Annotated in this window: 28 protein-coding genes; 21 read left to right on the plus strand and 7 right to left on the minus strand. The window is 61.0% G+C overall.

The features are described 5' to 3' along the window. Window positions 1–55 precede the first annotated feature (55 nt). Window positions 56–832 (plus strand): hypothetical protein, encoded by a 777-nt coding sequence (locus tag AB8A27_RS24360; protein ID WP_441245007.1) that lies wholly within the window; start codon window positions 56–58, stop codon window positions 830–832. Window positions 833–869: 37 nt separating this feature from the next. On the opposite strand, the gene AB8A27_RS24365 is transcribed toward AB8A27_RS24360, so the two are convergent. Beyond that, window positions 870–1,226, minus strand: a complete 357-nt coding sequence (locus AB8A27_RS24365; RefSeq protein WP_441244125.1) for a hypothetical protein — start codon at window positions 1,224–1,226, stop codon at window positions 870–872. Between the two features lie 279 nt (window positions 1,227–1,505). Here AB8A27_RS24365 and AB8A27_RS24370 point away from each other — a divergent pair, with 279 nt between their 5' ends. Then, the gene (locus tag AB8A27_RS24370) at window positions 1,506–1,718 is read left to right on the plus strand and encodes a hypothetical protein (RefSeq protein ID WP_441244126.1); all 213 of its coding nucleotides are present in this window, start codon (window positions 1,506–1,508) and stop codon (window positions 1,716–1,718) included. 126 nt (window positions 1,719–1,844) lie between these two features. Here AB8A27_RS24370 and AB8A27_RS24375 read toward each other — a convergent pair whose 3' ends face one another. Further along, entirely contained in the window at window positions 1,845–3,335 is a 1,491-nt protein-coding gene (locus AB8A27_RS24375; protein WP_115032241.1) for an NAD-dependent succinate-semialdehyde dehydrogenase, read from the minus strand. A 154-nt stretch (window positions 3,336–3,489) separates the two neighbouring features. Beyond that, window positions 3,490–3,819, minus strand: coding sequence for a hypothetical protein (locus AB8A27_RS24380; RefSeq protein ID WP_092141193.1), 330 nt, complete (start codon window positions 3,817–3,819; stop codon window positions 3,490–3,492). Window positions 3,820–4,093: 274 nt separating this feature from the next. Here AB8A27_RS24380 and AB8A27_RS24385 point away from each other — a divergent pair, with 274 nt between their 5' ends. Next, window positions 4,094–5,278 carry a serine hydrolase domain-containing protein gene (locus AB8A27_RS24385; RefSeq protein ID WP_441244127.1) on the plus strand — a complete coding sequence of 395 codons (1,185 nt, stop codon included), beginning with the start codon at window positions 4,094–4,096 and terminating at the stop codon, window positions 5,276–5,278. A 102-nt stretch (window positions 5,279–5,380) separates the two neighbouring features. On the opposite strand, the gene AB8A27_RS24390 is transcribed toward AB8A27_RS24385, so the two are convergent. Further along, entirely contained in the window at window positions 5,381–6,382 is a 1,002-nt protein-coding gene (locus AB8A27_RS24390) for an adenosine kinase (protein ID WP_441244128.1), read from the minus strand. A 160-nt stretch (window positions 6,383–6,542) separates the two neighbouring features. Here AB8A27_RS24390 and murJ point away from each other — a divergent pair, with 160 nt between their 5' ends. The 4 genes from murJ to AB8A27_RS24410 all read left to right on the plus strand — a co-directional run bounded on the left by murJ (window position 6,543) and on the right by AB8A27_RS24410 (window position 10,597). Then, complete coding sequence (gene murJ, locus AB8A27_RS24395; RefSeq protein ID WP_441244129.1) at window positions 6,543–8,093, plus strand: murein biosynthesis integral membrane protein MurJ; 1,551 nt, start codon at window positions 6,543–6,545, stop codon at window positions 8,091–8,093. Window positions 8,094–8,186: 93 nt separating this feature from the next. After that, the gene (gene trpS / locus AB8A27_RS24400; protein ID WP_441244130.1) at window positions 8,187–9,239 is read left to right on the plus strand and encodes a tryptophan--tRNA ligase; all 1,053 of its coding nucleotides are present in this window, start codon (window positions 8,187–8,189) and stop codon (window positions 9,237–9,239) included. Between the two features lie 157 nt (window positions 9,240–9,396). Next, the gene (locus AB8A27_RS24405) at window positions 9,397–9,891 is read left to right on the plus strand and encodes a universal stress protein (protein WP_092141183.1); all 495 of its coding nucleotides are present in this window, start codon (window positions 9,397–9,399) and stop codon (window positions 9,889–9,891) included. A gap of 136 nt (window positions 9,892–10,027) precedes the next feature. Then, the gene (locus AB8A27_RS24410) at window positions 10,028–10,597 is read left to right on the plus strand and encodes a NifU family protein (RefSeq protein ID WP_439095679.1); all 570 of its coding nucleotides are present in this window, start codon (window positions 10,028–10,030) and stop codon (window positions 10,595–10,597) included. A gap of 74 nt (window positions 10,598–10,671) precedes the next feature. Here AB8A27_RS24410 and AB8A27_RS24415 read toward each other — a convergent pair whose 3' ends face one another. Beyond that, window positions 10,672–12,348 carry a methyl-accepting chemotaxis protein gene (locus AB8A27_RS24415; protein ID WP_441244131.1) on the minus strand — a complete coding sequence of 559 codons (1,677 nt, stop codon included), beginning with the start codon at window positions 12,346–12,348 and terminating at the stop codon, window positions 10,672–10,674. Window positions 12,349–12,663: 315 nt separating this feature from the next. Here AB8A27_RS24415 and tsaB point away from each other — a divergent pair, with 315 nt between their 5' ends. The 11 genes from tsaB (at window position 12,664) to AB8A27_RS24470 (ending at window position 22,464) form a co-directional block, all read left to right on the plus strand. Further along, window positions 12,664–13,359, plus strand: a complete 696-nt coding sequence (gene tsaB / locus AB8A27_RS24420; RefSeq protein ID WP_441245008.1) for a tRNA (adenosine(37)-N6)-threonylcarbamoyltransferase complex dimerization subunit type 1 TsaB — start codon at window positions 12,664–12,666, stop codon at window positions 13,357–13,359. Continuing rightward, window positions 13,359–13,844, plus strand: a complete 486-nt coding sequence (rimI, locus tag AB8A27_RS24425) for a ribosomal protein S18-alanine N-acetyltransferase (protein ID WP_441245009.1) — start codon at window positions 13,359–13,361, stop codon at window positions 13,842–13,844. The genes tsaB and rimI overlap by 1 nt, the downstream gene beginning before the upstream one ends. Before the next feature lie 42 nt (window positions 13,845–13,886). Beyond that, window positions 13,887–14,339: a Fur family transcriptional regulator gene (locus AB8A27_RS24430; RefSeq protein WP_068730031.1), complete on the plus strand. Its 453-nt coding sequence runs from the start codon at window positions 13,887–13,889 to the stop codon at window positions 14,337–14,339. After that, the gene (locus AB8A27_RS24435) at window positions 14,336–15,040 is read left to right on the plus strand and encodes an HAD family hydrolase (RefSeq protein ID WP_441244132.1); all 705 of its coding nucleotides are present in this window, start codon (window positions 14,336–14,338) and stop codon (window positions 15,038–15,040) included. The genes AB8A27_RS24430 and AB8A27_RS24435 overlap by 4 nt, the downstream gene beginning before the upstream one ends. 119 nt (window positions 15,041–15,159) lie before the next feature. After that, window positions 15,160–16,578, plus strand: a complete 1,419-nt coding sequence (gene miaB / locus AB8A27_RS24440; protein ID WP_441244133.1) for a tRNA (N6-isopentenyl adenosine(37)-C2)-methylthiotransferase MiaB — start codon at window positions 15,160–15,162, stop codon at window positions 16,576–16,578. A 4-nt stretch (window positions 16,579–16,582) separates the two neighbouring features. Then, a complete protein-coding gene (locus tag AB8A27_RS24445) occupies window positions 16,583–17,638 on the plus strand; it encodes a PhoH family protein (RefSeq protein ID WP_441244134.1) in 1,056 nt (351 codons plus the stop codon). Window positions 17,639–17,703: 65 nt separating this feature from the next. Continuing rightward, window positions 17,704–18,216 carry an rRNA maturation RNase YbeY gene (ybeY, locus tag AB8A27_RS24450; RefSeq protein WP_092141171.1) on the plus strand — a complete coding sequence of 171 codons (513 nt, stop codon included), beginning with the start codon at window positions 17,704–17,706 and terminating at the stop codon, window positions 18,214–18,216. A gap of 1 nt (window position 18,217) precedes the next feature. Then, a complete protein-coding gene (locus AB8A27_RS24455; RefSeq protein WP_441244135.1) occupies window positions 18,218–19,333 on the plus strand; it encodes a hemolysin family protein in 1,116 nt (371 codons plus the stop codon). Next, window positions 19,330–20,937: an apolipoprotein N-acyltransferase gene (lnt, locus tag AB8A27_RS24460; protein ID WP_441244136.1), complete on the plus strand. Its 1,608-nt coding sequence runs from the start codon at window positions 19,330–19,332 to the stop codon at window positions 20,935–20,937. Before AB8A27_RS24455 ends, lnt begins: the two co-directional genes overlap by 4 nt. 273 nt (window positions 20,938–21,210) lie before the next feature. Then, window positions 21,211–21,627 carry a helix-turn-helix domain-containing protein gene (locus AB8A27_RS24465; RefSeq protein WP_441244137.1) on the plus strand — a complete coding sequence of 139 codons (417 nt, stop codon included), beginning with the start codon at window positions 21,211–21,213 and terminating at the stop codon, window positions 21,625–21,627. A gap of 78 nt (window positions 21,628–21,705) precedes the next feature. Then, window positions 21,706–22,464 carry a tRNA (guanine(46)-N(7))-methyltransferase TrmB gene (locus AB8A27_RS24470; RefSeq protein ID WP_441245010.1) on the plus strand — a complete coding sequence of 253 codons (759 nt, stop codon included), beginning with the start codon at window positions 21,706–21,708 and terminating at the stop codon, window positions 22,462–22,464. Window positions 22,465–22,493: 29 nt separating this feature from the next. On the opposite strand, the gene AB8A27_RS24475 is transcribed toward AB8A27_RS24470, so the two are convergent. Continuing rightward, a complete protein-coding gene (locus tag AB8A27_RS24475; RefSeq protein WP_092141163.1) occupies window positions 22,494–23,495 on the minus strand; it encodes a 2-hydroxyacid dehydrogenase in 1,002 nt (333 codons plus the stop codon). A gap of 223 nt (window positions 23,496–23,718) precedes the next feature. On the opposite strand from AB8A27_RS24475, the gene AB8A27_RS24480 reads away from it, so the two are divergent. Together AB8A27_RS24480 and AB8A27_RS24485 are read left to right on the plus strand one after the other, a co-directional pair. After that, on the plus strand, window positions 23,719–24,246 hold the full coding sequence (locus tag AB8A27_RS24480) for an SH3 domain-containing protein (RefSeq protein WP_068730049.1): 528 nt from the start codon (window positions 23,719–23,721) through the stop codon (window positions 24,244–24,246). Continuing rightward, window positions 24,213–25,040: an SGNH/GDSL hydrolase family protein gene (locus AB8A27_RS24485; RefSeq protein ID WP_441244138.1), complete on the plus strand. Its 828-nt coding sequence runs from the start codon at window positions 24,213–24,215 to the stop codon at window positions 25,038–25,040. The genes AB8A27_RS24480 and AB8A27_RS24485 overlap by 34 nt, the downstream gene beginning before the upstream one ends. 22 nt (window positions 25,041–25,062) lie before the next feature. Here AB8A27_RS24485 and irrA read toward each other — a convergent pair whose 3' ends face one another. Next, on the minus strand, window positions 25,063–25,551 hold the full coding sequence (gene irrA / locus AB8A27_RS24490; protein ID WP_089263317.1) for an iron response transcriptional regulator IrrA: 489 nt from the start codon (window positions 25,549–25,551) through the stop codon (window positions 25,063–25,065). 308 nt (window positions 25,552–25,859) lie between these two features. Between irrA and fabA the strand changes: the two genes are divergently transcribed. Then, window positions 25,860–26,399 carry a 3-hydroxyacyl-[acyl-carrier-protein] dehydratase FabA gene (fabA, locus tag AB8A27_RS24495; RefSeq protein WP_441244139.1) on the plus strand — a complete coding sequence of 180 codons (540 nt, stop codon included), beginning with the start codon at window positions 25,860–25,862 and terminating at the stop codon, window positions 26,397–26,399. Window positions 26,400–26,430 lie beyond the last annotated feature (31 nt).

A 26,430-nucleotide genomic window follows, 5' to 3' on the forward strand; every position in this document is an offset into this window, starting at 1 on the left:
GAGGGTTTCATCGATGAATTTCATAGTCGGTTCAGCCGCGCGACATCGCGTGTCGATGGCAACTATTACTCTACTCACGATCACGAGCTCCGCGTTTGCGCAGGCACCAAGCCAGGCGCAGCGTGACGCGATCAAGACGCAGTGCCGCTCCGATTACATCGCGCATTGCTCGAGCGTTCCACCCGGCGGAGAAGCCTCGTTGCAGTGCCTGCAGAAAAATATGTCGAGCCTTTCGTCAGCATGTGCGGGCGCGGTTCGGGCCGTCGAAGCCCCGGCTGCTGCACCAAAGGCCGCCGAACCGACACCTGCAGCGACGCCCAAGACCGAGGCGACACCTCCGGCTGCCAAGCCCGCCGCCACAACTGCCGCACCGAAGGCAGCAGCGATGAAGCAACCGAGCAGTGCACAGATCGCGGCCATCCGCAGCGCCTGTAGTAGCGACTACCCGAAGGTCTGCAAGGGCGTGCCGACCGGCGGAGCGCCGGCATTGCAGTGCCTCGAGGCAAACAAGGCCAAGCTTTCAGCGGGTTGCGAGAAAGCCGTCAGTGCAGCCAGCGGCGGGACGGCCGCCGCAGCGGCGCCCGCTGCGCAAGGCACAACTGCAGCTCCGGCTGCGGCAGCCGCGACCGCCGCACCCGCAATCCTCGCGCTGCGACCGATGCGGCCACGCGAAGAATTGCTCGTGATGAGATCAGCGTGTGGAGGTGACATCAGATCGCTCTGCGGCGGCATTGCGCCGGGTGGCGGCCGTATCGTGCAGTGCCTGGCCAGCAACAGCGCTTCGCTCTCGCCGGCTTGCACCAGCGTCCTGGCGCCGTTCGCTCAACGATGACTGAGGCTGCGCGACGGCGATTCGCCGACCGCATCCGTTACTCTCCACGAAACGCAAGGATCAACTGTATCAACCGGGCAGATAGCATGATGTAGCAGAATGACATCGCGATCTGAAACGCGACGTGCCATTGCAGCTTTGCAAGTTTGTAGAGGCCATCGATGAAATTCAGCAGCAACAGAACGATTCCGAACAGTTCGACACCACGACCGATGAGACCGTGGCGCAGGTATCCGAACAGAGCGATAGAGGGCTCATCGCTCGATACATGTGCCCCGGCCGATATAATCAAAGTGCCGATCACCATCTTTTCGACGTGGCCGAATATTTCCTTTGAGACGGGCTCGATATGTCGATCATGAAAAGCAAACCACCTGGTTCTGAAATCCGACATGCTTCCTCCTGCTGTTTCAACATCGGGTGAAATAGCCCCGTCGCATGTTTCAAGTCGGCAAGTATTTGCGAGGTTTAGTAGATGTAATGCCGGATCAGGACGCAAGGCGCCGTTGCAGGATTTCTGATCACCCGCGAGATTTTTGCGCGTTCTTGCGAACTACTCTTTGCAGTTAAAGCGATTTCCGAAGCTCTTTTTGTATTCCGCTTATGCCACTACTGAAGCCAACGAACCTTTCTGCTCAAAACCTTTGACAACCGACACAGCCGGGAGATCACCATGCGTACTTTCTTGATGATGGTTGCAGCCGTTCTCACCTTCGGTACAACGATGACATTTGAGGCCACCGATGCCAACGCCGTCGTCTGCGCACGCGGCGTCTACCGCGCCGGCTGCGCCGGCTATCGTGGCGCCGCCGTGGTGCGCCGCCCGGTGGGGGTCGCGTGCCGCACCGTCTGGGTCAATGGCGTGCGCGTACGTCGCTGCTACTGACCGACGCTGGCTCAACCAGCGGCACTGCCAGCCCAAATGCAAATGCCCGGCACATCTGGCGAAGCTTGCTTCGCGCTGGCCGGGCATGACGCATAGTGAATTCTAGTTGGGTCGGAGGTGAACGCCTCAGATCCCCGACATCATGATGTATTTGATCTCGACATATTCTTCCATGCCGTGATGCGAGCCTTCGCGGCCGAGGCCTGATTCCTTCACGCCGCCGAACGGAGCGACTTCGGTGGTGATGAGGCCCGTATTAACGCCGACCATGCCGGACTCCAGCGCTTCCGCAACACGCCATACACGCCCGAGATCGCGTGAATAGAAGTACGATGCCAGACCGAACGGCGAAGCGTTGCACATGGCGATGACGTCGGCTTCATCCTTGAAGCGGAACACCGGCGCCAGCGGACCGAAGGTTTCTTCCTGCGAAACCAGTGCATCCGGCCTCACATTGGCGAGCACCGTTGGCTCGAAGAACGTGCTGCCGAGCGCATGACGCTTGCCGCCGGTGACGATCTTCGCGCCGCCCTTCACCGCGTCAGCGATGTGACGCTCGACCTTCTCGACGGCCTTTTCGTTGATCAACGGGCCTTGCGTGACGCCCTGCTCGGTGCCGTCGCCGACCTTCATCGCCGCGACCTTCTTCGACAACTTCTCGACGAACTGATCGTAGATGCCATCCTGCGCATAGAGGCGGTTGGCGCAGACGCAGGTCTGGCCCATGTTGCGATACTTCGAAACAATTGCACCTTCGACTGCGGCATCAATATCGGCATCGTCGAACACCACGAAAGGTGCATTGCCGCCGAGTTCGAGGCCGAGCTTCTTCACGCCGACCGAAGCCTGCTTGTAGAGAATCTTACCGACATTGGTGGAGCCGGTGAAGCCAACGAAGCGCACGGCGGGATGTTCGCACAGCACGAGGCCGATGGACGACGCATCGCCGGTGATGATGTTGAGCACACCCTTCGGGACGCCGGCTCGCTCGGCGAGTTCAGCCAGTGCGAGCGCCGACAGCGGCGTCTCGTTGGCAGGCTTCAGCACCACGGTGCAGCCGGCGGCCAGCGCCGGGGACACCTTGCGGGTGATCATCGAGTTCGGGAAATTCCAGGGCGTGATGGCGCCACACACACCGATCGGCTGCTTGATGGCGAGGAGTCGGGCATCGGCACGCTGGGTCGGGATGGTCTCGCCATAGACGCGGCGGGCTTCCTCGGCGAAAAATTCGATATAGGCGGCGCCGATATCGACCTCGCCCAGCGCTTCGGCCAGCGGCTTGCCCTGCTCGGTGGTCAGGATCAGCGCGAGATCCTCGCGGTTGGCGATAATCAGCTCGAACCACTTGCGCAGAATGTTGGAGCGCTGCTTGGCGGTGAACTTGGCCCAGGCCGGAAACGCCCTTTCGGCGGCCTCGACAGCCTGCGTCGCTTCCTTGGTGCTCATGTTCGGCACCTTGGCAAGTTCGACATCATTGACCGGGTTGGTGACCACCGTCTCGCCGGTGCCGACCCAGGCGCCGTCGATATAGCACTTGTCGCGCAGCAGGGAGGGGTCCTTGAGGCGGTCGCGCAACGAAGGGGCGGTGGACTGGCGTGCGGCTGATGTCGGTGACATGGGCGGTTCTCCTGCGGAAAGTGTCGCGAACGTATAGCCGCGGACTTGTAGAGGAGTATAGGCCCGAAAGCTCCCCTTCACGGCGAATGGCAGCTATCGCTCGCAGGGGTATTTAATGCCCGAATTCAACAGTCGCAGAGTGTCGCGAGCCCGATCAGGCCGCGCCGCGCATATAGGTCTCGCGCCGATCGATCATTCGCTCGAAAGCGATGCGGGCGTTGGCACGGGTGGTCGTGGAGAAGGTTCGGTATTCCAGCTCCGGCAGCATCGCGGCATCGCTGCGACCGAACCAGGAAATAAACGATTTGGGTGGGGCCGAGATCTTCGCCAGCGCCTGCGCCAGGTTGTCGGACGCATCGAAAGCGAAAAGGGCACCTGTCTGCGCCACGCGAACCTCGAAAATTCCCGGACCGATCGGGGCCTCGATGCTCTCGCCACGGGAAGCGCGGGGATAATGTTTCCAGTCGGTCCAGTTCGCGATCATCGTCGGTCTCCGCAGCTGATACGCTGCATCAGGTACTCATGGTCTTACGGATTAGTGTCGGAAGGCGCTTTGACGTTCACGTCATTTTTTTTAACACAGCTGCGCCAATTTCGTTCCAAGGCGCGATCAAACTCGCCCCAAGACCGATATGGTTCCCCTCAAATGCTAAAACCAGCGCAAATGTAATCACATCCGCGAGACCGACGACCTCGCGCCCAAGTTGAGTTTCCACGCCAGAAATCAGTAAGATCAAAGAAAATCGGAGAGGAAACGGATGTCAGTTCAAGTCGAGATTGACCGGATTCTGCAACAAGCCAGCGAAACAGGCGCAATTCCCGGTGCGGTGGCGGTGGCTGCGACGCGGAACGAGATCATCTACCAGGGGGCGTTCGGCAAGCGCGACACATCCAAGGATACCACCATCACGCCGGACAGCGTGTTCTGGATCGCCTCCATGACCAAGGCGATCACGGCTGCTGCGGCAATGCAGCTGGTGGAGCAGGACAAATTGACGCTGGATGCACCGCTGGCGGCCGTGCTTCGGGACCTCGCGGAGACGCAGGTCCTGGATGGCTTCGACAGCGAAGGCACACCGAAACTACGCCCTCCGCGCCAACCCATCACTTTGCGGCATCTGCTGACCCACACCGCCGGCTTCTGTTACGACATGTGGAACGGCGACATGGTGCGCTATCTCGAAACAACCGGCATTCCGCCGTTTCGCTCCGGACTGAACGCCGCCATGAAAGTGCCGATCATGCGCGATCCCGGGACCCGCTGGGAGTACGGCACCAATATCGACTTCGTGGGCAAGGTCGTCGAGGCCGTCAGCGGCGAACGCCTCGACGCCTATTTCCAGAACCATTTGCTGGCGCCGCTCGGGATGAGCGACACCGCCTTCGTGATTGGCGATGCGCAGCGCAAGCGCCTCGTTGCCATGCACAGCCGCGGCACCGACGGTGCACTGAGCCCGATCCCGTTCGAGATCAAACAGGATCCGGAATTCTTCGCCGGTGGCGGAGGGCTCTATGGTACCGCTCCCGACTACATCAAGTTTACGCAAATGATGCTGAACAACGGGACGGGCAATGGCCATCAGGTGTTAAAGCCGGAGACTGTCGCGCTGATGAGTCAAAATCACATCGGGGAACTCAACATGACGCCGATGACCTCAGCGGTGCCGACCGCCAGCAACAATGTCGACTTCCTTCCGGGCATCGACAAGAAATACGGCCTCAGCTTCATGATCAACACTGCGCAGTCAGCCGAAGGCCGCAGCGCCGGCAGCCTCGCCTGGGCCGGCCTCGCCAACACCTATTACTGGATCGATCCCGCGCTAGATATCACCGGCGTCATCATGATGCAGGTGCTGCCGTTTGCGGATTCGACTTGCTTGAAGGTATTTTCGGATTTCGAGCAGGCGATCTATGCGGGGCTCGGCGCGAAGCAAGCGGCGTAGTTACGACGCGCGTATCTCACACCACGTCATGGCCGAGCAGCGCGAAGCGAGCTTCGCGCTTTGGCCGGGCATGACGCGAGGGAAAGTCAGAGAGTCGCCGTCTTAAACTGGCAACCCGTTCTTACCGGCCAGGTCCTTCAGCGAGACCTGCGGACGCGCGCCGATATGCTGGATGACTTCAGCGGCGGCCATCGCTCCGAGCTTGCCGGCATTTTCATAGCCAGCGTTACGCACCAGGCCGAACAGGAACCCCGCCGCGAACAGATCGCCCGCGCCCGTCGTGTCGACGAGCTTCTCGATCTTGTGGGCAGGCACCGCAACGACGCCATCGCCTGATGTCACGACACAGCCCTTCTCGCTGCGGGTAACGACGCCGAGCTTGGTATCCTGACCGAGCTGCTTCAGCGCCGCATCGAAATCCGTGGTTTCGTAGAGCGAGGTCAGCTCGGCCTCGTTCGCAAAGATGAGATCGACTGTGCCGGAGCGCATCAGATCGAGAAACTCGGCGCGGTAACGACCAACGCAGAAAGCGTCCGACAGCGTCAATGCGACCTGACGCTTGGCGTCATGGGCGATCTTCGAGGCCTTCACGAAGGCTTCCTTGGCGCTGACGGGATCCCACAGATAACCTTCGAGATAGACGATCGACGAGGCTGCGACTGCAGCGGCGTCGATATCGTCGGGTGTCAGATCCTGCGCGGCACCGAGATAGGTGTTCATGGTGCGCTCGCCATCGGGCGTCACCAGGATATAGGAACAGCCGGTGGCCGGACCACCGGTGGCGGGTTTGGTGTCGAACGTAACGCCAGCGGCGCGAATGTCGTGGGTGTAGAGCGTGCCGATCTGATCATCCTTGACCTTGCCGACATAGGCCGCGCGCGCGCCAAGGCTGGCGAGGCCGACGATGGTATTGGCAGCCGAACCGCCGGACATTTCGGTGGCAGGGCCCATCGCATTGTAGATCGCAGCGGCGCGGGCTTCGTCGATCAGCGCCATGCCGCCCTTGGTCATCTCATGCGCGGCGAGAAACTTGTCATCGGCCTGCACCAGCACGTCGAAAATCGCATTTCCGATTCCGAGCACGTCATATTTCGCTGAGGTCATTAAGAATATCCCGTTGCGGCAATTGCGATGAGGCTGAAAATCCGTTTCAACTCGTCTCGCGGTCGCCCAAGTTGAGCCATCGGTGAAGGCCGGTTTGATGGCTGCAGCGACTATCACGTTCTGCCCCGCGCCAGCAAGGACAGCCCATTACGATGGTTCTATGATCCGTTCCATCCTGACCGTTTCCACGGGCACTTTGGCGTCGCGGTTGCTGGGCTTTGCCCGCGACGCGATGGTCGCCGCGCTGCTCGGAGCAGGCCCCATCGCGGATGCTTTTCTGGTCGCATTCCAGCTGGTCAACGTAATCCGGCGGCTGCTCACCGAGGGCGCGCTGAATGCGGCGCTCATTCCGGCCTGGCTGCGCATCCAGGCGACGCAGGGCGCCATCGCGGCCGCCGCTTTTGCAGGTCGTTTGCTCGGCACCATCAGTGTTGCGCTGATGGTCGCGACCATTCTGATCGGCTTTGCGATGCCGGTCGTGATCGCACTGCTTGCCCCGGGTTTCGTCGGACAGCCGACGCTGCAGCTCGCCGTCGACAATGCGCGATTGATGCTGCCCTATCTCGCCTTCGCCGGCCCCGTCACGGTCATGATGGGACTGCTGAATGCGCAGCACCGTTTCGCATTGACCGCATTTTCGCCACTGCTCTTCAACATCGCCCTGATCGCCGTCATGACCCTACTGCTGGTGTGGCGGCAAGAGCCGGACACTGCCGCTATGGCCATGGCGGCCACCGTCGGCATCGCCGGGCTACTGCAATTGCTGATGCTGATCTTGCGACAATCCGGCGGCAATCTTGCGGCGCCCTTGCGACTGTCGCTCGATAGCGAGATGCGCAGCTTCTTCCGCAAGGCACTGCCTGGCATGGTCGCCAATTCCGGGCCGCAGCTCCTCATCGTCACCGGCGCAATCATCGCATCGACGACTCCGGCAGCCGTGTCGTGGCTGTATTTCGCAAATCGCCTGATTGAACTGCCGCTCGGCATCGTCGGTACGGCCATGGGCACGGTGCTGGTGCCCGCATTGACGCGCGCCGTGCGATCAGACGATCACGCAGCCATCGCGCAGGCGGAATCGCGCGGGCTTGAACTCGCAGTCGGCCTTGCGCTACCTGCAACACTTGGGCTGATGGTCCTGAGCCATCTCATCGTGCAGCTCCTGTTCGAACACGGCGCGTTCAGCGCAACTGATACGATTTCGACTGCGAGTGCATTGATATGGCTGGCGCTGGGCTTGCCCGCTCAGGTGCTTGTGAAAGCCTTGTCGCCCGCCTTCTTCGCACGCGAGGACACGACGACGCCGCTGCTCGCTACACTTGTCGGCCTGATCGTCGCAATCATTTCCGCACTGGTTTTGAATAGGCCATTCGGTGCGAGCGGCATCGCGGCGGCGATCGCTCTGGCGGCGTGGGGAAGCGCGACCTTTTTGATCGTCCGGAGCGCAGCAGCTTTCGGCTTCTCACTCGACAAGGGTGCGAAACGCCGGCTGCCGATCATCGTCCTGTCGTCGCTGACCATGGGCGGACTGCTATGGCTCGCGGCGCATATGGTCTTGCCCTGGACGGCGCAGGCCCACGGCCTCATGAGAGCGGGCTTGCTGGGTCTCCTGATCGCTTCCGGGCTGGCAATCTACGCAGCACTGCTCACGCTCACCGGCGCAGTGCGCTGGGCCGAAGTCCGCGGCGCCCTCAGAAAGGCTCCTGCCATCTAGCCATGGTCACATTGGCAATGGACGCCGCCCGGCGCCTATGGCAAGTCACGCCCCTTGGCCCGCATTCCACCACGGGCGCGCAGGAACTTGGTTATGGCTTTTACTCAACGGGTCTTTTCGGGCGTCCAGCCGACGGGCAATCTGCACCTCGGTAACTATCTCGGCGCGATCGTGAATTTCGTCAAACTGCAGGAGACGCATAACTGCCTCTACTGCGTGGTTGATATGCATGCCGTCACCGTGCCGATTTCCGTGTGGGGCGGCCCGGATGAATTGCGCCGTAACACGCGCGAAGTAACTGCGGCTTTCATCGCCTCGGGTATCGATCCAAAAAAGCAGATCATCTTCAACCAGAGCCAGGTGTCCGGCCATGCCGAGCTGGCTTGGATTTTCAATTGCGTCGCTCGCCTCGGCTGGCTGAACCGCATGACCCAGTTCAAGGAAAAGGCCGGCAAGGACCGCGAAAACGCGTCTGTGGGCCTCTATGACTATCCGGTGCTGATGGCCGCGGACATTCTGCTGTATCGCGCCACACACGTGCCGGTCGGCGAGGACCAGAAGCAGCATCTCGAACTGTGCCGCGACATCTCTCAGAAGTTCAACAACGACTTCTCGGAGTCCATTGCTGCACAGGGCCACGAGGGTCCCTACTTCCCGATGCCCGAGCCTGTCATCACCGGCCCAGCGACCCGGGTGATGAGCCTGCGCGATGGCACCAAGAAGATGTCGAAGTCGGATGCCTCGGACAATTCGCGCATCAACCTTACGGATGATGCCGACACGATCGCGCAGAAGATCCGCAAGGCGAAGACCGATCCGGAACCGTTGCCGTCGGAAGAGAAGGGCCTGGAGCCGCGTCCGGAAGCCGACAATCTCGTCGGCATCTATGCGGCCCTCTCCAACCGGTCGAAGGCTGACATTCTCACGGAATTCGGCGGCGCACAGTTTTCCGGCTTCAAATCGAGCCTTGTCGATCTCGCTGTCGAAAAACTGTCACCAATCGCCGGTGAGATGAAGCGGCTAACAACATCCGATCTGGCCTATGTCGATCAGGTTCTGGCCGATGGCGGCGAACGCGCCGGAGTCATTGCCGCCGAAACCATCAAGTCCGTGAAGGACATCATGGGCTTCGTCCACAAGCGGTAGTTTCGCCGTCGTTTTCCCTTGTCTCCGCCACAATCGACGCGACGCAGATGCTCTCTGCGTCGCGCTTGTCGAACGCGGCTGCGCCGTGGCAGCATGACGTTATTGCCAAGCCGCTCACATTTTGGCGCACGATAAGCGCGACAGCATCGGGACATGCATGAGCACCCAGCGACGTAGCTATGAAAGCGGCCACAAGCCGAAATGCCTCGTGGTCGTCGATGACAGCGAGGAATGGGACCGCGCGGTGTATTATGCCAGCCGCTGGGCCATCCGCGTCGGCGGTGGCGTGGTGATGCTACGCATCATCGAGACCGAAGATCGCAACCAGCAATGGCTGGGTGTCGCCGACATCATGCGCGCCGAAGCGGAAGAGGGCGCCAATGCCGCGCTGGACCGCGCCTCGGGCCGCGCCAATGGCATCGCGGCCATCACACCCGAACGCGTGATCCGCGAGGGCGATCCGACCGAGCAGATCCTCGACGTGATCGACAAGGACGTCGACATTTCCATGCTGGTGCTGGCCGCATCGGCTGGCGCGGAAGGCCCCGGCCCGATCGTCACCATGATGGCCAAGCTGGTCGGCTCGTTTCCGGTACCGGTCGTCATCGTGTCAGGCGCCCTGAGCGACCTCGACATCGACGCGCTGTCGTAGCCGCCCTTTCAGACGGCTAAGGGACTGCAAAATAGGCCGAATTCGGCGATTTCGCGCCTTGATCGTGCGTTTTTCGTCGCCATCTGCTAGGAGATACTCACGCGCCGGCCTTGAACCGGCGACGCAGGAGAGACCGATGTTCATCCAGACCGAAGCTACCCCCAATCCCGCCACGCTGAAGTTCATTCCCGGCCGCGACGTGCTCGACAGCGGCACCATGGAATTTACCTCCGCGGAAGCCGCCACGCGTTCGCCGCTGGCCGAAAAGCTGTTCGCCGTGAAGGGCGTCACCAGCGTGTTCTACGGCTCCGATTTCGTCACCGTGACCAAGGACGACAGCGACTGGCAGCACCTCAAGCCGGCAATCCTCGGCGCCATCATGGAGCATTACATGTCCGGCGCGCCGCTGATGGCCGACGGCAGCGTGAGCGGCGACGTGATCTCCGACGACGAAGCCGAGTTCTTCAACGAGGCCGATGCCGAGACGGTCGATACGATCAAGGACCTGATCGAGACCCGCGTGCGCCCAGCCGTTGCCAATGATGGCGGCGACATCACTTTCCGCGGCTTCAAGGACGGTATCGTCTATCTGAACATGAAGGGCTCATGCGCCGGCTGCCCGTCATCAACGGCAACCCTGCAGCACGGCATCCAGAACCTGCTGAAGCACTTCGTGCCGGATGTGATCGAAGTCCGCCCGATGTAATTTCGGTCGCTCCGCCATACATAAAAATGCCCGGGACAATCCCGGGCATTTTCGTTTCTGGAACCTGCCTTCGTTTAACGCCCGATGCTCGCAGCTTCCTCGGCCGCCCGCTGCATGCTCGACGACATCTCATTCGTCACCGTGCTCTGCTCCTCAACCGCAGCCGCTGTTGCAGTCACATATTCGCTGACATTCTGGATTTCCTGCTTGATCGCGTTCAGCGCGTCGACCACATCGCCGGAAATCCCGTTCAGACTGCCGATTTCGCTAGCAATCTTGTCAGTCGCCTGCTTCGCCTGATTGGCAAGATTCTTCACCTCGGAGGCCACCACGGCGAAGCCGCGTCCGGCTTCACCCGCCCGGGCGGATTCGATCGTCGCGTTAAGCGCCAGCAGATTGATCTGTCCAGTAATGTTGCCAATCAGCTCAACGATACCGCTCATGGCCTGCGCCGCTGTGTTCAGACGCCGCGCCTGCTCGTCGGCATGCTCGACCTTGCCCACCGCGGACATCGCCGTGTCCCTCGACTTCATCATCGCCTCGGAAATCTCGCGAACCGAGGCGTTCAGTTCCTCAGCGCCGGCAGCGACCGACTCCATCATCGAACGAACCCGCTCGCTCTTCATGCGCGCGACTACCTGCGCCGTGGTATCGGTGGCGTATTTCACGACCTTGTAGGGCTTGCCGTTGAGATCGAAGATCGGATTGTAGGAAGCCTGAATCCAGACTTCCTTGCCGCCCTTGCCGACGCGCTTGTATTCGGCGGCCTGGTAATCGCCACGGCGCAACGACGCCCAGAATTCGCGGTATTCCGCACCGTCACGCTCGCCGGGCGCAACGAACATGCTGTGATGTTTGCCCTGAATCTCGGGCAACGCATAGCCGAGCACGGCAAGGAAGTTCTCATTCGCATTCAGGACAGTGCCGTCCATATTGAATTCAATCACCGCCTGCGATTTTCCGATGGCCTCGATCTGACCCGAAAAATTCGCAGCCTTCAGCTTCTGCTCGGTGACGTCGGTGGCGAATTTCACGACCTTGATAGGCTTGCCGGCATCGTCAAAGATCGGATTGTAGGTTGCGAGAATCCAGACTTCCCTGCCACCCTTGCCAATGCGCTTGTATTCGGCTGCCTGATATTCGCCGCGGTTGAGGCTCGCCCAGAATTCGCGATAGGCCGCACTGTCACGCATCGAAGGCTCAACAAACATACTGTGATGCTTGCCCTGGATTTCCGGCAAGGTGTAACCCAGCACATTGAGGAACAGGTCGTTGGCCGTGACGATCGTGCCATCGAGATCGAATTCGATCAACGCCTGGGACCGACCGATTGCCGCGATCTTGCCTGCATCGTCGATGCTGCGTACTTTCATCGCCGTGGTATCCATCGCGAATTTGACGATTTTGAACGCCTTTCCATCCTTGTCGAGGATGGGATTGTAGGAGCCCTGGATCCAGACTTCCTTGCCCTTGCCCAGTCGCTTGAATTCGCCGGATTGATATTCGCCGCGATTGAGCCTGGCCCAGAAAGCGCGGTAGTCCGCACTGTCTCGTACCTCCGGCGTCACGAACATACTGTGATTTTTGCCGATGATCTCTTCAGGTGTGTAACCGAGCGCATCGAGAAAATTCTGATTCGCGCCGATGATGGTGCCGTCCTTCTTGAATTCGATCATCGCCTGCGATTTGTCGATTGCCCTGGCCAGGGCAATTGCATCACGTGCCGCCTGAGTGCTCAACCACTGCAACATTGGACTGCCTTTTTGAATGAGATGGTCTTTGAAAAAAATTTGCTGGCTGGCCGGACGACTCAAATGAAGGCGCTTGCGTCTGCCTCTCGTCCCGCTCTGGCTGGTATTTTTTTCTCATCGATCCCCAAACAATTAGTTAAATTGAAACGTAACGCGACCGCCAAATATCTTTGCTCTAAAGTTAGTGCCGATGCACGCAAAGTCATTCCGTCCTCCCTTTCAGAAGGACACCGAATCATCGCCCCATTTGCCTGCACCCGAATATTTTGCGAGTGGCATACGCAAATTCCTGCAAGCCATGATAACGTCTGGATTATGTTGATCCTTGCCATCGATACTGCCCTCGACGCCTGTGCCGCAGGCATCCTCGATACCCGTACCAGCAAGCTCATTGCGCATGAGTCCATACTCATGAAGCGCGGTCATGCCGAAGCGCTGATGCCATTGCTCGGGCGTGTCATGGCGGATTCCGGCATTGCCTTCGCGGACCTCGACCGCATCGCCGTCACCACTGGACCGGGCAGCTTCACCGGACTGCGCGTTGGCCTGTCGGCAGCACGCGGCATCGGCCTCGCGGCCAGCAAGCCCGTGGTCGGCATCACCACACTGACGGCCTATGCGGCACCTGTGGTCAGCGAGAATATGGATGCGCCTGTCATCGCCGCCATCGATGCCCGGCATGACCATGTCTATTTCCAGGTCGTCAGCGGTAACGGTACCTCACTGGTGCGACCCGGGGTCGTTCCCATCGACGAGGCCATCGAAGCCGCACAGTTCGGCGCGCCGCATCTGGTCGGCAATGCCGCAGAGATCGTTGCCGCGCGCTGGCCGTCCGATGCACCGGCGCCGCTGCGCGTCGATATGCAACCTGCACCCGAAATCTCATGGGTGGCATGGCTCGGCGCCGCGGTGAATCCGGAAACCGCGCTGCCGCGCCCGTATTATCTCCGCGCACCCGATGCCAAGCCGCAAAGCAGCCTGATGCAGCAGGCCGCACAAGCCGCATCATGATGCCGGACTGGTGGCTACGCCTGTTTGGCCACGGCAATGCCGTGGTCGAGCCCGCCACATTGCGCGACGCGCGACAGCTCGCGCAGTTGCATGCGGCCTCCTTCCATCGCGGCTGGGGTGCCGGGGAGTTCGAACAGATGCTGCGCGAACAAAACACCCTCGTGCATCGGCTCAAACTGCGCGGCCGCCTCATCGGCTTTGCCGTCTCACGAATCGCCGCCGATGAAGCCGAGATTCTCTCCGTTGCGGTGTCGCCCGGTTATCGCGGCCGCGGCCTGTCGCGCGACCTGTTCCTCACCCATCTCGGTCATCTGGCCGGTCGCGGCGTCCGCACGGTGTTTCTCGAAGTAGAGGAAAACAATCAACCGGCGCGGCGGCTTTATGATCGAACCGGCTTCGCAGTCGCGGGACGCCGCGAACGCTACTACAAGGAAGCGGATGGAGCGGAATTGAATGCGCTGGTGATGCGGCGCGACTTGTCCTGACGCCTGCGGAGTGGCAAAAGAAGCCACGATGGGATCCGGATCATGACTGCACTGAAATCATCTGCGATGAAATCTGCTGGTATCGAGGCGCGCTGCGCCGCGACCGGCATGCGCATGACGGAACAGCGACGCGTGATTGCGCGCGTTCTGGCGGAAGCCGACGATCATCCCGATGTCGAGGAACTGTATCGCCGCTGCGTTGCGGTGGATGACAAGATCTCGATCTCGACGGTGTATCGCACGGTAAAGCTGTTCGAGGACGCCGGCATCATCGAGCGTCACGATTTTCGCGAAGGCCGCGCGCGTTACGAGACGATGCGTGACAGCCATCACGATCATCTGATCAACTTGCGCGACGGGACCGTCATCGAATTCACATCTGAAGAGATCGAGAAATTGCAGGCTGAAGTCGCCGCGAAGCTCGGTTACAAGCTGGTTGATCACCGGCTGGAGCTGTACTGCGTACCGCTCGATGAGGACAAAACCACCAAGTGAGTTCAATTTCGTCGCGCTTCGATCTCGTCATCTTCGATTGTGACGGCGTGCTCGTCGACAGTGAGGCCCTCGCTTGTGTCGTCCATGCGGATGTTCTGACACAGTACGGCTATCCAATATCGGCTGCTCAGGTGCATGAGCGCTTCCTCGGCCGTTCCGCGCGCGAGGCACGCCTCGAAGTCGAAAGCGAGCTTGGCCGCGTGCTGCCCGACGACTACACGGCGACGCTGCGCGCCACGATCGACGAGGTGTTCGGCGCGAAGTTGCAGCCGATCCCGCATATCGCCGAGACGCTCGCAATCCTGTCGCAGCCGGTCTGCGTGGCCTCCTCCGGCACGCCGACACGGATTCGCAGCAGCCTCACCACGACCGGACTGCTCGACCGTTTCGATCCGCATCTGTTTTCCGCCCTGCAGGTCGAACGCGGCAAGCCGCAGCCCGATCTGTTCCTGTTTGCCGCGGCCCAGATGAATGCCGCACCCGGGCGCTGCGTGGTGATCGAGGACAGCATTCCCGGCGTTACAGCGGGCGTAGCCGCAGGGATGACCGTGTTTGGCTATCATGGCGGCGGCCACTGCGGCCCGGCCACAGCGGCAGCCCTGACGGCCGCCGGCGCCCATCTCGTTTTCGACGACATGCGGCAGCTTCCGGGTCTTGTGGCCAGGGGCGCACTGGCTAGCGAACCTGCCGGGCTCTCCTAACCCCTTGGACCACCTTATATTTTGTAGAAATGCTGGATTTTCCGGGCGTTAGCCTATAATTGAGCGCTGCGCAGCAAGCGCATTTCCAGCCCATTCAGGTTCCAAACCTTGCAGGTTCCATGACCGCGCCGCGTAAGCTGCATATCAAATCCTACGGCTGCCAGATGAACGTCTACGATGCCCAGCGCATGGTGGACACGCTGGCGCCGGAAGGCTTCGTCGAGACGGCCAATGCCGACGACGCGGATCTGGTGATCCTCAACACTTGCCACATCCGCGAGAAGGCTTCCGAGAAAGTCTATTCGGAACTCGGCAAGCTGCGCGTCGCCAAGGCGGAAGCCGCGCAGGCCGGACGCAAGATGAACGTCGTTGTCGCCGGCTGCGTCGCGCAAGCCGAGGGCAACGAGATCATCCGCCGCGCGCCTGTGGTCGATGTCGTGGTCGGGCCGCAGAGCTATCACAACCTGCCGGCGCTGCTGAAACAGGCGAAAGCCGGCGGCCGCGCGCTGGACACCGAATTTCCCATCGAGGACAAATTTGGCTTCCTGCCGCCGCCGAAGCCCGCAGCGATTCGCGCGCGTGGCATTTCCTCTTTCGTCACCGTGCAGGAAGGCTGCGACAAGTTCTGCACCTTCTGTGTGGTGCCCTATACCCGCGGCTCCGAAGTCTCGCGCCCCGTGGCGAAGATCATCGACGACGTAGAGCGGCTGGCCGACAATGGCGTGCGCGAAATCACCCTGATCGGCCAGAACGTCAACGGCTATCACGGCGATGGACCCGACGGCCGCCCGTGGGCGCTGGGCACGCTGCTCTATCGCCTCGCCGAGATTCCCGGCATCGCCCGGCTGCGCTATTCCACCAGCCACCCCCGCGATGTCGAGGACACGCTGATCGCGGCGCATCGCGATTTGCCGGAGCTGATGCCCTTCGTGCATCTGCCCGTGCAGTCGGGTTCGGACCGCATTCTGGCGGCCATGAACCGGAAACATACAGCGGAAGATTATCGCCGTGTCATCGATCGTTTTCGCGACGCGCGGCAAGATATTGCTTTTACTTCTGATTTTATCGTGGGCTTCCCCGGCGAGACCGAGGAAGATTTTGCGGCCACGCTCGCGCTCGTCACACAAATCGGATACGCTGGCGCTTATTCGTTCAAGTATTCGCCGCGTCCGGGAACGCCGGCCGCGGATTTGCAGGAGACGGTGTCACAGGCTGACATGGACGAGCGATTGGTGCGGCTTCAGAAACTGATCGACAGCCAGCAATCGGCCTTTAACGCGGCCACGATTGGACGCACTGTGGATGTGCTGTTCGAACGCAAGGCCCGCAATCCCGGCCAGATCGTCGGACGCACCGCTTACCTGCAGCCGGCCCATGTGATGGCCTCCGACGACATCATCGGCCAGGTGCTTCCGGTCACCATTGAAAGCCTCGAGCGCTACAGCCTGCTCGGCAGCCTCACATCACCTCCAGTTGCTAGTTCACCAGTTCCACCAGTGTTGCAGCCAGTCCGTTCTCACACCGTTACGGGAGCCTGAATTCTTGGCCAAAAGCGCATCGGATTCGTCTACGCTCGCTGTTCGTAAACTCGATACTCCACCGCAGGCTGAGACGCAGGTCGTCATCGACTTTGATGACAACCGGGCGGCCTCTTCGCTGGTCGGGCCTTATGGTCAGAATCTCGCGATCATCGAACGCCGGCTGAATGTCGTCGTCGACTCCCGCGGCAATCACATCACGATCACCGGCACCCGCGACGCCTGCGACTCGGCCCGGCGCGTACTCGAAACGCTGTATGCGCAGGCGGTGCAGGGCCATGACCTTGCTCCCGGCGATGTCGAAGGCACGATCCGCGCAACACTGGCGCAAGGCACGCTGTTTCCGTTCGATCCCAAGGGATCAAAAAATGCCGCCTCGAATTTCGAGACCATCAATCTGCGCAAGCGCCCGGTGCGCGCCCGCACTGCGACGCAGGACGCCTATATTCGCGCGCTGAAAAGCAACGAACTGGTGTTCGGCATCGGCCCCGCCGGTACCGGCAAGACCTGGCTCGCGGTCGCACAGGCGGCAATGTTGTTCGAGCGCAAAGAAGTCGACCGCATCATCCTGTCGCGTCCCGCGGTGGAAGCCGGCGAACGCCTGGGCTTCCTTCCCGGCGACATGCGCGAGAAGGTCGATCCCTATCTGCGGCCCATTTACGACGCACTGTATGACCTGATGGACGGGCGCATCGTGGAGCGCGCGTTGCAGACCGGCGAAATCGAAATCGCGCCGCTCGCGTTCATGCGCGGCCGCACCCTGACCAATGCGGCGATCATCCTCGACGAAGCGCAGAACACCACCTCGATGCAGATGAAGATGTTTCTGACGCGTCTTGGCGAGAACAGCCGCATGATCATCACTGGCGACCCCTCTCAGGTCGACCTGCCCAACGGCCAGACCTCGGGTCTCGCCGAAGCCGCGCGTCTGCTCGACGGCGTGCAGGGCATCTCGCAGGTGAAATTCACCGGCGAAGACGTGATCCGCCATGAACTCGTGGCCCGCATCGTCGCCGCTTACGAAGGAACGCCGCAGAAGGCGGCCACTGCCAAGACCTGATGACACACTCATACGCTGACGGCGGACCCGGAATCGGGTCCGTTCGCGAAAGAAGTTCGATACTGATGCCGACCTATTCATCCCCCGCGACAGAGGTTCTCATTGTCGCCGACTGCTGGTCTGCCGAGGCCGATGCCGACGCCGTGATCCACCGCGCCATCGAAGCGGCCGCCGCCATGGTCGATACCGATACGGCCGACGCCGAACTCGCCATCATGCTCACCGACGACGCCGGCATCCGTACCCTGAACCAGAACTGGCGCGGCATTGATAAACCGACCAATGTCCTGTCATTCCCGGCGCTACAGCCGCCCGAAGGCGCGGACGAGCCTGACGATATGCCGCGCATGCTCGGCGACATCGCGATCGCTTACGAGACCACGCGCCGCGAGGCCGACGAGGAAGAGAAAACCTTCGCCAACCATCTCAGCCATCTCGCGATCCACGGCTTCCTTCATCTGGTCGGTTACGATCATGAGAAGGACGATGAAGCAGAAGAGATGGAAGCGCTGGAGCGCGAGATCCTGGCGACCCTTGGAATCCCAGACCCCTATGCAGATCAGGATCGGGTGACCTGAGATGCCGGACGGCGACACTAGAAACGATCATTCGAAGACCTCGAGCAATCTGCCTGCGGTGGTTCACGACGGCGAGGTCATGCGCCCGACGTCAGAAACCTGGCTGACCCGCGCGATCCGCTCGCTGTTCGGCTGGAAGCCGGGCTCGGTGCGTGCCGACCTGCAAGTCGTGCTCGACGCTTCCGCGCCGGACGAGACCGGTTTCTCCACCATCGAGCGCACGATGCTGCGCAACATTCTCGGCCTCAACGAGCGCCGTATCGCCGATGTCATGATACATCGCGCCGATATCGTTGCGGTGAAGCAGGACATCTCGCTCGGCGAACTAATGGGCCTGTTCGAGAGCGCGGCGCATTCGCGCCTCGTCGTATTCAACGAAACCCTCGACGATCCTGTCGGTATCGTCCATATCCGCGACCTGCTGGCTTACATGACCGTGAAGGCGCGCAACGTCGTGCCATCGACGGCCAAGAAGAAGAAAGTGTTTCCCGCGGGCCTCGACCTGCGTTCGGTCGATCTGGCACAGACCGTTGTCGAGACCGGCATCATTCGCAAGCTGCTCTACGTGCCGCCATCGATGCGTGCCATCGATCTACTCGCACAGATGCAGGCAGCACGTATCCATCTCGCGCTCGTTGTCGACGAATATGGCGGCACCGACGGCCTCGTCTCCATCGAGGATATCGTCGAGCAGATCGTCGGCGAAATCGACGACGAGCACGACAGCGACGAGCCACCATCCATTGTCAGGCAGGGCGACAGCTTCATCGCCGATGCACGCGCCAGCCTCGATGACGTGCGCGCCATGATCGGCGAAGAATTCGAGACCGGCGAAGACGGCGAGGAAGTCGAAACGCTCGGCGGTTATCTTGTCACCCATGTCGGCCGGTTGCCCGTGCGTGGCGAGGTGATTTCCGGCCCTGGTAATTTCGAGATCGAAGTGCTGGATGCCGACCCACGCCGCGTCAAGCGACTACGCGTCGGCCCCCGCAAGGAGCGGCCCGCGCCGCGCACCCGCGAACCGCGCCGCCGCGATGCACCGCCGGACACCGGCGCGGCACCGACCAACGACAATCTGAATACGCCACCGTCTGGCGACAGCGCGGGTACACCTTGACATCACGTAGCCTGCGCTCTGTCGCACTCAGCATCATTCTCGCTTGGGGTTGGAAACGCGCAGGCATCGCCTTGCTGGCGGGCGCGGCGTCGTCGCTGGCTATGGCGCCGTTCAACGCCTGGCCAGTGCTGTTCGTCACCTTCCCGGTCGTCGTCTGGCTGATCGATGGCGCTGCCGCCGGCAAGATGCGCGGCATTCCCGCTGCCGCCATGGCCGGCTGGTGGTTCGGCTTCGGCTATTTCGTGCCGGGTCTGTACTGGATCGGCTACGCTTTCCTCGTCGACGCGCAGACCTTCGCATGGCTGTTGCCGGCTGCAATCTGCGGCCTGCCCGCCTATCTCGCGCTGTTCACGGCGATCGGTTTCGGGCTGGCACGTCTGCTCTGGACCAAGGATGTCGCGCGGATCTTCGCGCTCGCCGCGAGCCTGACGATCGGCGAATGGCTGCGCGGTCATGTATTGACGGGCTTTCCCTGGAATGCCTTCGGCTACGCTCTCACCGAACCGCTCGCGCTGGCGCAGAGCGCATCGCTGGTCGGCCTGTGGGGACTGACATTTGTCGCCGTCGCGATCTTTGCATCGCCGGCGGTGCTGATCGACGGCCGCTCGCGCGCACAACGGCCATGGCTGGCACCGGCGCTTGCTCTGGTGCTGCTCGTCGTGATGGGCGCCTATGGCATGGCCCGGCTATCGCGCACACCGACGCAGCTGGTTGCCAATGTGAAGCTGCGCATCATGCAGCCGAATCTGTCGCAGGACACGCGCTTCAACTACTCCGCCAAGGCGGATGTCATGAGCAGATATCTTGTCCTGTCGGACCGCGCGACCGGTCCGCAGAACTCAGGCGTTGGCGCAGCCAACATTCTGATCTGGCCGGAATCCGCATTCCCGTTCTTCCTGTCGCGCGAACCCGATGCGATGGCGCAGATCGCCAATCTGCTGCCGAAGGGCACTGTGCTGGTCACCGGCGCGGTGCGCCCGCCGGATGCGCCGCTCGGCGCGCGCATCACGCAGGCCTATAATTCGATCTATGTGATCGATCACGACGGCAGCATCCTGTCGACCTACGACAAACTTCATCTGGTGCCGTTCGGCGAATATCTGCCGTTCCAGAGCTTCATGGAGAAGATCGGCTTCCAGCAACTGACCAAAGTCCATGGCGGCTTCATTCCAGGCACGCGTCGAAAGCCTATGGAAATTCCCGGCGCGCCGCGCATGCTGCCGCTGATCTGCTACGAGGCGGTTTTCCCGGACGATATCACCACGCGGAACGATCGGCCGGGCTGGATCGTCAATCTCACCAACGATGGCTGGTTCGGCATTTCTACCGGCCCCTATCAGCACCTGCAGCAAAGCCGCGTCCGCGCCATCGAGGAGGGCCTGCCGCTGGTTCGCGCTGCGAACACCGGCATTTCCGTCGTGGTCGACCCTGTCGGCCGCGTGATCGCGCGGCTCGATCTCGGTGTCGAAGGCGTGCTGGATTCGGGATTGCCGGCGGCCATATCGCCGACGGTCTACTCGAAAATCGGCGATATTCCTGCCGCGATGTTCGTCGCACTCGCGATCATTTTCGCTGTTCGGCGGCGTGCGCCGGCACGCCACTAGCTTGATACTTGAAGCATTTCATATAGTTTGCGAGCCAGCTTTTCGCCGTCTACCGAACAATCCTCCCGATGTGATTGCTTTTTAAGCTAGCTTTGTTAGCTTTATTTCTCACCTATTGAGAAATAAAGGTGCAGTGGCTTAAATTTTCCGCTTAGGAAAATTTGCGCGGTTGTTATAATCCACTAGGATACCTTTGGTTACAACCGAAGCCGACCTAATGACGGATTGTCACACATGATCCGTCTCCCTTGATGTGATCCAGGAGTAATTGAGATGTCGACGAAAGCGCCCAATCCTGTTGACAAATATGTCGGCAGCCGTGTGCGCATGCGGCGCATTATGCTCGGCATGAGTCAGGAAAAACTGGGCGAAGCGCTCGGGCTGACGTTTCAACAAGTTCAGAAATACGAGAAGGGCACCAACCGCGTCGGCGCCAGCCGGCTGCAGCAAATTTCGGAAATCCTGCAGGTCCCGGTATCGTTCCTGTTCGAAGGTGGCCCCGGCGCGATCCAGAATGGCGAAGGCTTCGCCGAAGCTTCGTCGCCTGCATATGTCTCGGACTTCCTCGCCACATCCGAAGGCCTCGCTCTGACCCGCGCATTCACGCGCATCACCGATGCCAAGCTCCGCCGCAGCATCGTCGACCTGGTCGAGCAGATCGCTTCCCGCGAAGCCCCGGATCATCGCTAGAATCACGGTATTTCAACGGAAAAAACGTCATCGCGCCTGATGGCGCCGATGGCGTTTCGGCTGTATCACTCGCGCGCGATGACCACAGCCGATTCCGACCATAACGATCACGACCGCCCCGCTGACGCGGGTGCGTCCCCGCATGCCGAGAGCGGCTATTATACCGGCTCGTTCTTCGGGCGCCGCAAGGGCCACAAGCTGCGCGATCATCAGGCCGACCTGATGGCGACGCTGTTGCCCGCACTCACCGTCGACATCGCACATCCCGCGCCTGACGATATTCGCACGCTGTTCGGTACAGACGTAGAGACCGTCCGTCTGGAGATCGGCTTCGGCGGCGGCGAGCATCTCGTCGCGGAAGCGCTGGCGCATCCACATATCGGCTTCATCGGCTGCGAGCCCTATGTCAACGGCATGGCGAAGATTCTGACGCAGATCGAAGCGCAGAACATCGGCAATATCCGCCTCGTCGCTGGCGACGCCGCCGAACTTCTCACATGGGCACCGGCGCAATCGCTGTCACGCATCGACCTGATCCATCCGGATCCATGGCCAAAGAAGCGTCACTGGAAGCGCCGCTTCGTGCAGGACGCAACACTGGCTGCGATGGCGCGCGTGCTGAAGCCGTCAGGCGAATTTCGTTTCGTCCATGACATTCCGGATTACGTCGCGTGGACACTCTGGCATGTGTCGCGATCGCCGGATTTTATCTGGACCGCGGAGCGCGCCGATGACTGGCGTCTGCCATGGCCGAACTACACCATGACGCGCTACGGCCGCAAAGCCACGCGTGAGGGCCGCATAGCGGCCTATCTCATCTTCAAGCTGATCTCCTAAATCAAGCGCAACGTGCCTAAGGCTGCGCTTTACAGCATGTTCGGCAGTACACGATCCGGCGGCTTGTGATTGTCGAGGAAGGCTCGGATGTTGATGATGACTTTCTCACCCATCTCGACACGGCCTTCGATCGTCGCCGAGCCCATATGCGGCAACAACACGACCTTGCCGGCGCGCGCGAGACGCACCAGTTTCGGACTCACCGCGGGCTCATGCTCGAACACGTCGAGCGCGGCGCCGGCGATGTCGCCCGACTCGATCAGCTTGATCATCGTCTCTTCGTCGATCACCTCGCCCCGCGCGGTATTGACGATATAGGCGTCCTTACGGATCAGCTTGAGACGACGTGCTGACAACAGGTGGAACGTCGCCGGCGTGTGCGGACAGTTCACCGAGATGATGTCCATGCGCGCCAGCATCTGGTCGAGCGAGTCCCAATAGGTCGCGCCGAGTTCTTCGGCAATCTTCGGCGCGACGGGTTTGCGATTGTGATAGTGGATCTGTAGCCCGAAGGCGCGGGCGCGGCGCGCCACGGCCTGACCGATGCGGCCCATGCCGATGATGCCGAGCCGCTTGCCGCCGAGCCGCTTGCCCAGCATCCAGGTTGGCGACCAACCTTGCCAGTCCTTGCCCTCGGTCAGGATCGAGGCACCCTCGATCAGCCGGCGCGGCACTGCGAGGATCATCGACATGGTCATGTCGGCGGTGTCCTCGGTGAGCACCTTCGGCGTGTTGGTGACAGTGATGCCGCGGGCATGGGCGGCGGTGACGTCGATATTGTCGACGCCGTTGCCGAAATTGGCGATCAGCTTGAGCTTGCAGTCAGGATGTTCGAGCAGCTCCTTGGTGATTTCGTCGGTGACAGTCGGCACCAGCACATCGGCGGTGCGGGTCACTTCAGCGAGTTGCTCGGGCGTCAGAGGCGTGTCGTCGAGATTGATGTGCGCATCGAACAGTTCGCGCATGCGGGTCTCGATCGAGTCCGGCAGCTTGCGCGTGACGACGACGAGAGGCTTTTTCTTGACCGACATGTCCTGCTCACTCGCGCTTTGGCTAATCCGTTCAGTCCGCATTAACCCGGTTGTTCGAAACTGCCGCAGCCGCGAATTCACCGTTTCCTCGGGTTCCCCGACACCCTTTTGGTGCCTTGGCCTTCGGTCCTCTCTAGCAGAAGACCGAGCCAAAACAAGAACCCAACGGGCGCGTGCGGCGCGGCGACACTTGCGTTCTTGGGATTGGGTTGAGGTGGGGTTGATGGCGTTCCGGCGATTTGCGTGTGCGATGTTGGCGATGGGTACTCTGATCGCGGCAGCAATCGATCCGGCTCTCGCTGCCAAGGATACGCCGCTGGGCGCCAGCGGCCTGCCGGTGCCGCGCTATGTCAGCCTCAAGTCGGATCACGTCAATGTCCGCGCCGGCCCCACCAAGGACAATGATGTCGCCTGGGTCTATACCCGCTCCGGCCTGCCGGTCGAGATCACCGCCGAATACGAGAACTGGCGCCGCGTCCGCGATTCCGAGGGCGCCGAGGGTTGGGTCTATCACTCGCTACTCTCCGGCCGCCGCACCGCGGTCGTGACCATGAAATCGAAGGACGAGCTCGCCTCGATCTATGACAATCCGGATGCAACCAGCGCCGTCGCAGCGCGGTTACAGGCGGGTGTCGTGGCGCAGGTGAAGCGCTGTAACAATGGCTGGTGCCGGGTTATCGGCAACGGTTTTGACGGCTGGATCGAACAGCAGCGGCTATGGGGCGTTTACGCCGACGAGAAGGTGAACTGAGCCCATCCCGCATCAGGAGCCTGGCTTGCGCCGGCGCGCTGATCGGTGCTGCAGCGCTGTCATGGTCTAGCCCGGCTCGTGCGCAATCCGCCACTGAGACCTGTCTGGCTGTCGACCAGCGGCTATCGGCGGATGCGACCCTTCCGCGCACTACGGCGGCGCTCAAAGCCAATGGGCCGCTCAAGATCGTCGCCATGGGCTCGTCCTCAACGCTCGGCTTGTGGCAGTCCGACCCCGCCAAAACCTATCCCGGCATGCTGGAGAGCGAGCTGCGACGTCTGAGGCCGGATTTGCGGCTGGAGGTCGTCAATAGCGGGCGCAATGCCGATACGATCCCGGGCAATATCGCGCGCGTCGATCGCGATGTGCTGATGCATCGCCCGGATCTGGTGATCTGGCAGATCGGCACCAATGATGTGACCTGGCTGCAAAGCGCGGACAGCCTGACCGGCCGAATCGTCGAGGGCATTCGCCTGCTGAAGGCTGACGGGGCCGACGTGATCCTGATGGATCAGCAATACGCGCCGGTCATTCTCGCATCGCAATATTCCAAGATGCAGGCGAGCATAGCTGAGGCCGCCCGGCAGGAACGCGTGCCGCTGTTTTCGCGCTTCGAGCTGATGCGCCGTGCGGTGGACGCAGGGCTCTCCATGGGAGCGCTGACGGCTTGGGACGGACTACACAATTCCGCAGCCGGCTACGAATGCATAGGTCGTGCACTGGCGCGCGCAATTGTGACAGTCGCGCAAACCAACATGGAAACGCCGCCGAAAACGGTTCGGCGGCGCAAATAACGTCAGAATTTGGATAGAACCGTTAGCGCTTCTTGCGCAGACGGACGACCATATCGATGCGGCTGATTTCGAAGCCTTCGGGGACTTCCGGCATCTTGGTCAGCACGAGGTTCTGGTCCGGAATATCGACCAGCTCGTGATTGTTCTCGAGATAGTAGTGGTGATGCGAGGTCACGTTGGTATCGAAATAGGTCTTCGTACCATCGACGCTGACCTGGCGGAGCAGACCGGAATCCGTAAGCTGATTGAGCGTATTGTAGACGGTTGCGAGCGACACCGGCACCTTGGCGAGGGTCGCTTCCTCGTAGAGCATTTCCGCTGTGAGATGGCGGGCGCCCTTGCCGAACAGCAGCCAACCCAGCGCCATGCGCTGACGGGTGGGACGCAGGCCGACCGACTGCAGCATCTCGTTGACGTCATGCCACGGGCAACCAGTCAAAGCCGGCTGGCGGCCATGATTGATTTCCGCAACTGCAGCTGCGTCATCCAGAACTGAAACGCTGTCGCTCATATCCACGTCAGTAATCCTGCCGTTCATACTCAAAAAGAACACTGAATTAGCATTCTATTATAGAAAGACGGGGCCTCAGATGCAAGGTTTTCGCAACTAGGAGCCATGCATCAGAAGGGATGCTTCCCCAGTGCATCGCAACATGGTCAATAGACCGCCAAAAGCAGGCGATCCGGCGCTTTGCCGCCCCATAAGCCTATGATAGAGAGCGCCCAACCGGGGCAAGTTCCCGTGTCATTTGGAACAATTCTATATGTGGCGACTCGACCCGGGGTAGCCACCACCATTGATGGACCCAGAAAGCCGGCATGATCCAGGAACAACGCAACAGCTACGCATATGAAGACCTGCTGGCCTGCGGCCGCGGCGAGCTGTTCGGACCCGGCAACGCGCAATTACCGCTGCCGCCAATGCTGATGTTCGACCGCATCACCGAGATCACGGCTGATGGCGGCGAATTCGGCAAGGGCTTCGTGCGCGCTGAACTCGACGTCAATTCGGACCTCTGGTTCTTTGCCTGCCACTTCAAGGGCGATCCGGTCATGCCGGGCTGCCTCGGCCTGGACGCCATGTGGCAGATGGTCGGGTTCTTTCTGGGCTGGTCGGGCGGCATCGGTCCCGGACGTGCGCTCGGACTGAGCGAGCTGAAGTTTTCCGGTCAGGTTCTCCCGAATATCAAGAAGGTCGTGTACACCATCGACATCAAACGGGTGATGCGTTCAAAATTGTGGTTGGGGATTGCCGACGGCTCGCTTTCGGCCGATGGCGAGATTATCTATCGCGCCAAGGACCTGAAGGTCGGCCTGTTCAAGCAGGATGCACCTGCCGCATTGCAGCCGGGAACGTAATTTACCGGGTGCCATTCAACGGCGGTCTCCG

The organism is Tardiphaga sp. 768_D3_N2_1 (assembly GCF_052076105.1).
In the GTDB taxonomy this organism is placed as follows: domain Bacteria; phylum Pseudomonadota; class Alphaproteobacteria; order Rhizobiales; family Xanthobacteraceae; genus Tardiphaga.

What these genes read in the sequence shown, in the direction of transcription:
- AB8A27_RS24360 (WP_441245007.1), top strand. Translation starts at nt 56, where the DNA reads ATGGCAACTATTACTCTACTCACGATCACGAGCTCCGCGTTTGCGCAG.
- AB8A27_RS24365 (WP_441244125.1), bottom strand. Translation starts at nt 1,226, where the DNA reads ATGTCGGATTTCAGAACCAGGTGGTTTGCTTTTCATGATCGACATATC.
- AB8A27_RS24370 (WP_441244126.1), top strand. Translation starts at nt 1,506, where the DNA reads ATGCGTACTTTCTTGATGATGGTTGCAGCCGTTCTCACCTTCGGTACA.
- AB8A27_RS24375 (WP_115032241.1), bottom strand. Translation starts at nt 3,335, where the DNA reads ATGTCACCGACATCAGCCGCACGCCAGTCCACCGCCCCTTCGTTGCGC.
- AB8A27_RS24380 (WP_092141193.1), bottom strand. Translation starts at nt 3,819, where the DNA reads ATGATCGCGAACTGGACCGACTGGAAACATTATCCCCGCGCTTCCCGT.
- AB8A27_RS24385 (WP_441244127.1), top strand. Translation starts at nt 4,094, where the DNA reads ATGTCAGTTCAAGTCGAGATTGACCGGATTCTGCAACAAGCCAGCGAA.
- AB8A27_RS24390 (WP_441244128.1), bottom strand. Translation starts at nt 6,382, where the DNA reads ATGACCTCAGCGAAATATGACGTGCTCGGAATCGGAAATGCGATTTTC.
- murJ (WP_441244129.1), top strand. Translation starts at nt 6,543, where the DNA reads ATGATCCGTTCCATCCTGACCGTTTCCACGGGCACTTTGGCGTCGCGG.
- trpS (WP_441244130.1), top strand. Translation starts at nt 8,187, where the DNA reads ATGGCTTTTACTCAACGGGTCTTTTCGGGCGTCCAGCCGACGGGCAAT.
- AB8A27_RS24405 (WP_092141183.1), top strand. Translation starts at nt 9,397, where the DNA reads ATGAGCACCCAGCGACGTAGCTATGAAAGCGGCCACAAGCCGAAATGC.
- AB8A27_RS24410 (WP_439095679.1), top strand. Translation starts at nt 10,028, where the DNA reads ATGTTCATCCAGACCGAAGCTACCCCCAATCCCGCCACGCTGAAGTTC.
- AB8A27_RS24415 (WP_441244131.1), bottom strand. Translation starts at nt 12,348, where the DNA reads ATGTTGCAGTGGTTGAGCACTCAGGCGGCACGTGATGCAATTGCCCTG.
- tsaB (WP_441245008.1), top strand. Translation starts at nt 12,664, where the DNA reads ATGTTGATCCTTGCCATCGATACTGCCCTCGACGCCTGTGCCGCAGGC.
- rimI (WP_441245009.1), top strand. Translation starts at nt 13,359, where the DNA reads ATGCCGGACTGGTGGCTACGCCTGTTTGGCCACGGCAATGCCGTGGTC.
- AB8A27_RS24430 (WP_068730031.1), top strand. Translation starts at nt 13,887, where the DNA reads ATGACTGCACTGAAATCATCTGCGATGAAATCTGCTGGTATCGAGGCG.
- miaB (WP_441244133.1), top strand. Translation starts at nt 15,160, where the DNA reads ATGACCGCGCCGCGTAAGCTGCATATCAAATCCTACGGCTGCCAGATG.
- ybeY (WP_092141171.1), top strand. Translation starts at nt 17,704, where the DNA reads ATGCCGACCTATTCATCCCCCGCGACAGAGGTTCTCATTGTCGCCGAC.
- AB8A27_RS24455 (WP_441244135.1), top strand. Translation starts at nt 18,218, where the DNA reads ATGCCGGACGGCGACACTAGAAACGATCATTCGAAGACCTCGAGCAAT.
- AB8A27_RS24465 (WP_441244137.1), top strand. Translation starts at nt 21,211, where the DNA reads ATGTCGACGAAAGCGCCCAATCCTGTTGACAAATATGTCGGCAGCCGT.
- AB8A27_RS24470 (WP_441245010.1), top strand. Translation starts at nt 21,706, where the DNA reads ATGACCACAGCCGATTCCGACCATAACGATCACGACCGCCCCGCTGAC.
- AB8A27_RS24475 (WP_092141163.1), bottom strand. Translation starts at nt 23,495, where the DNA reads ATGTCGGTCAAGAAAAAGCCTCTCGTCGTCGTCACGCGCAAGCTGCCG.
- AB8A27_RS24480 (WP_068730049.1), top strand. Translation starts at nt 23,719, where the DNA reads ATGGCGTTCCGGCGATTTGCGTGTGCGATGTTGGCGATGGGTACTCTG.
- AB8A27_RS24485 (WP_441244138.1), top strand. Translation starts at nt 24,213, where the DNA reads ATGGGGCGTTTACGCCGACGAGAAGGTGAACTGAGCCCATCCCGCATC.
- irrA (WP_089263317.1), bottom strand. Translation starts at nt 25,551, where the DNA reads ATGAGCGACAGCGTTTCAGTTCTGGATGACGCAGCTGCAGTTGCGGAA.
- fabA (WP_441244139.1), top strand. Translation starts at nt 25,860, where the DNA reads ATGATCCAGGAACAACGCAACAGCTACGCATATGAAGACCTGCTGGCC.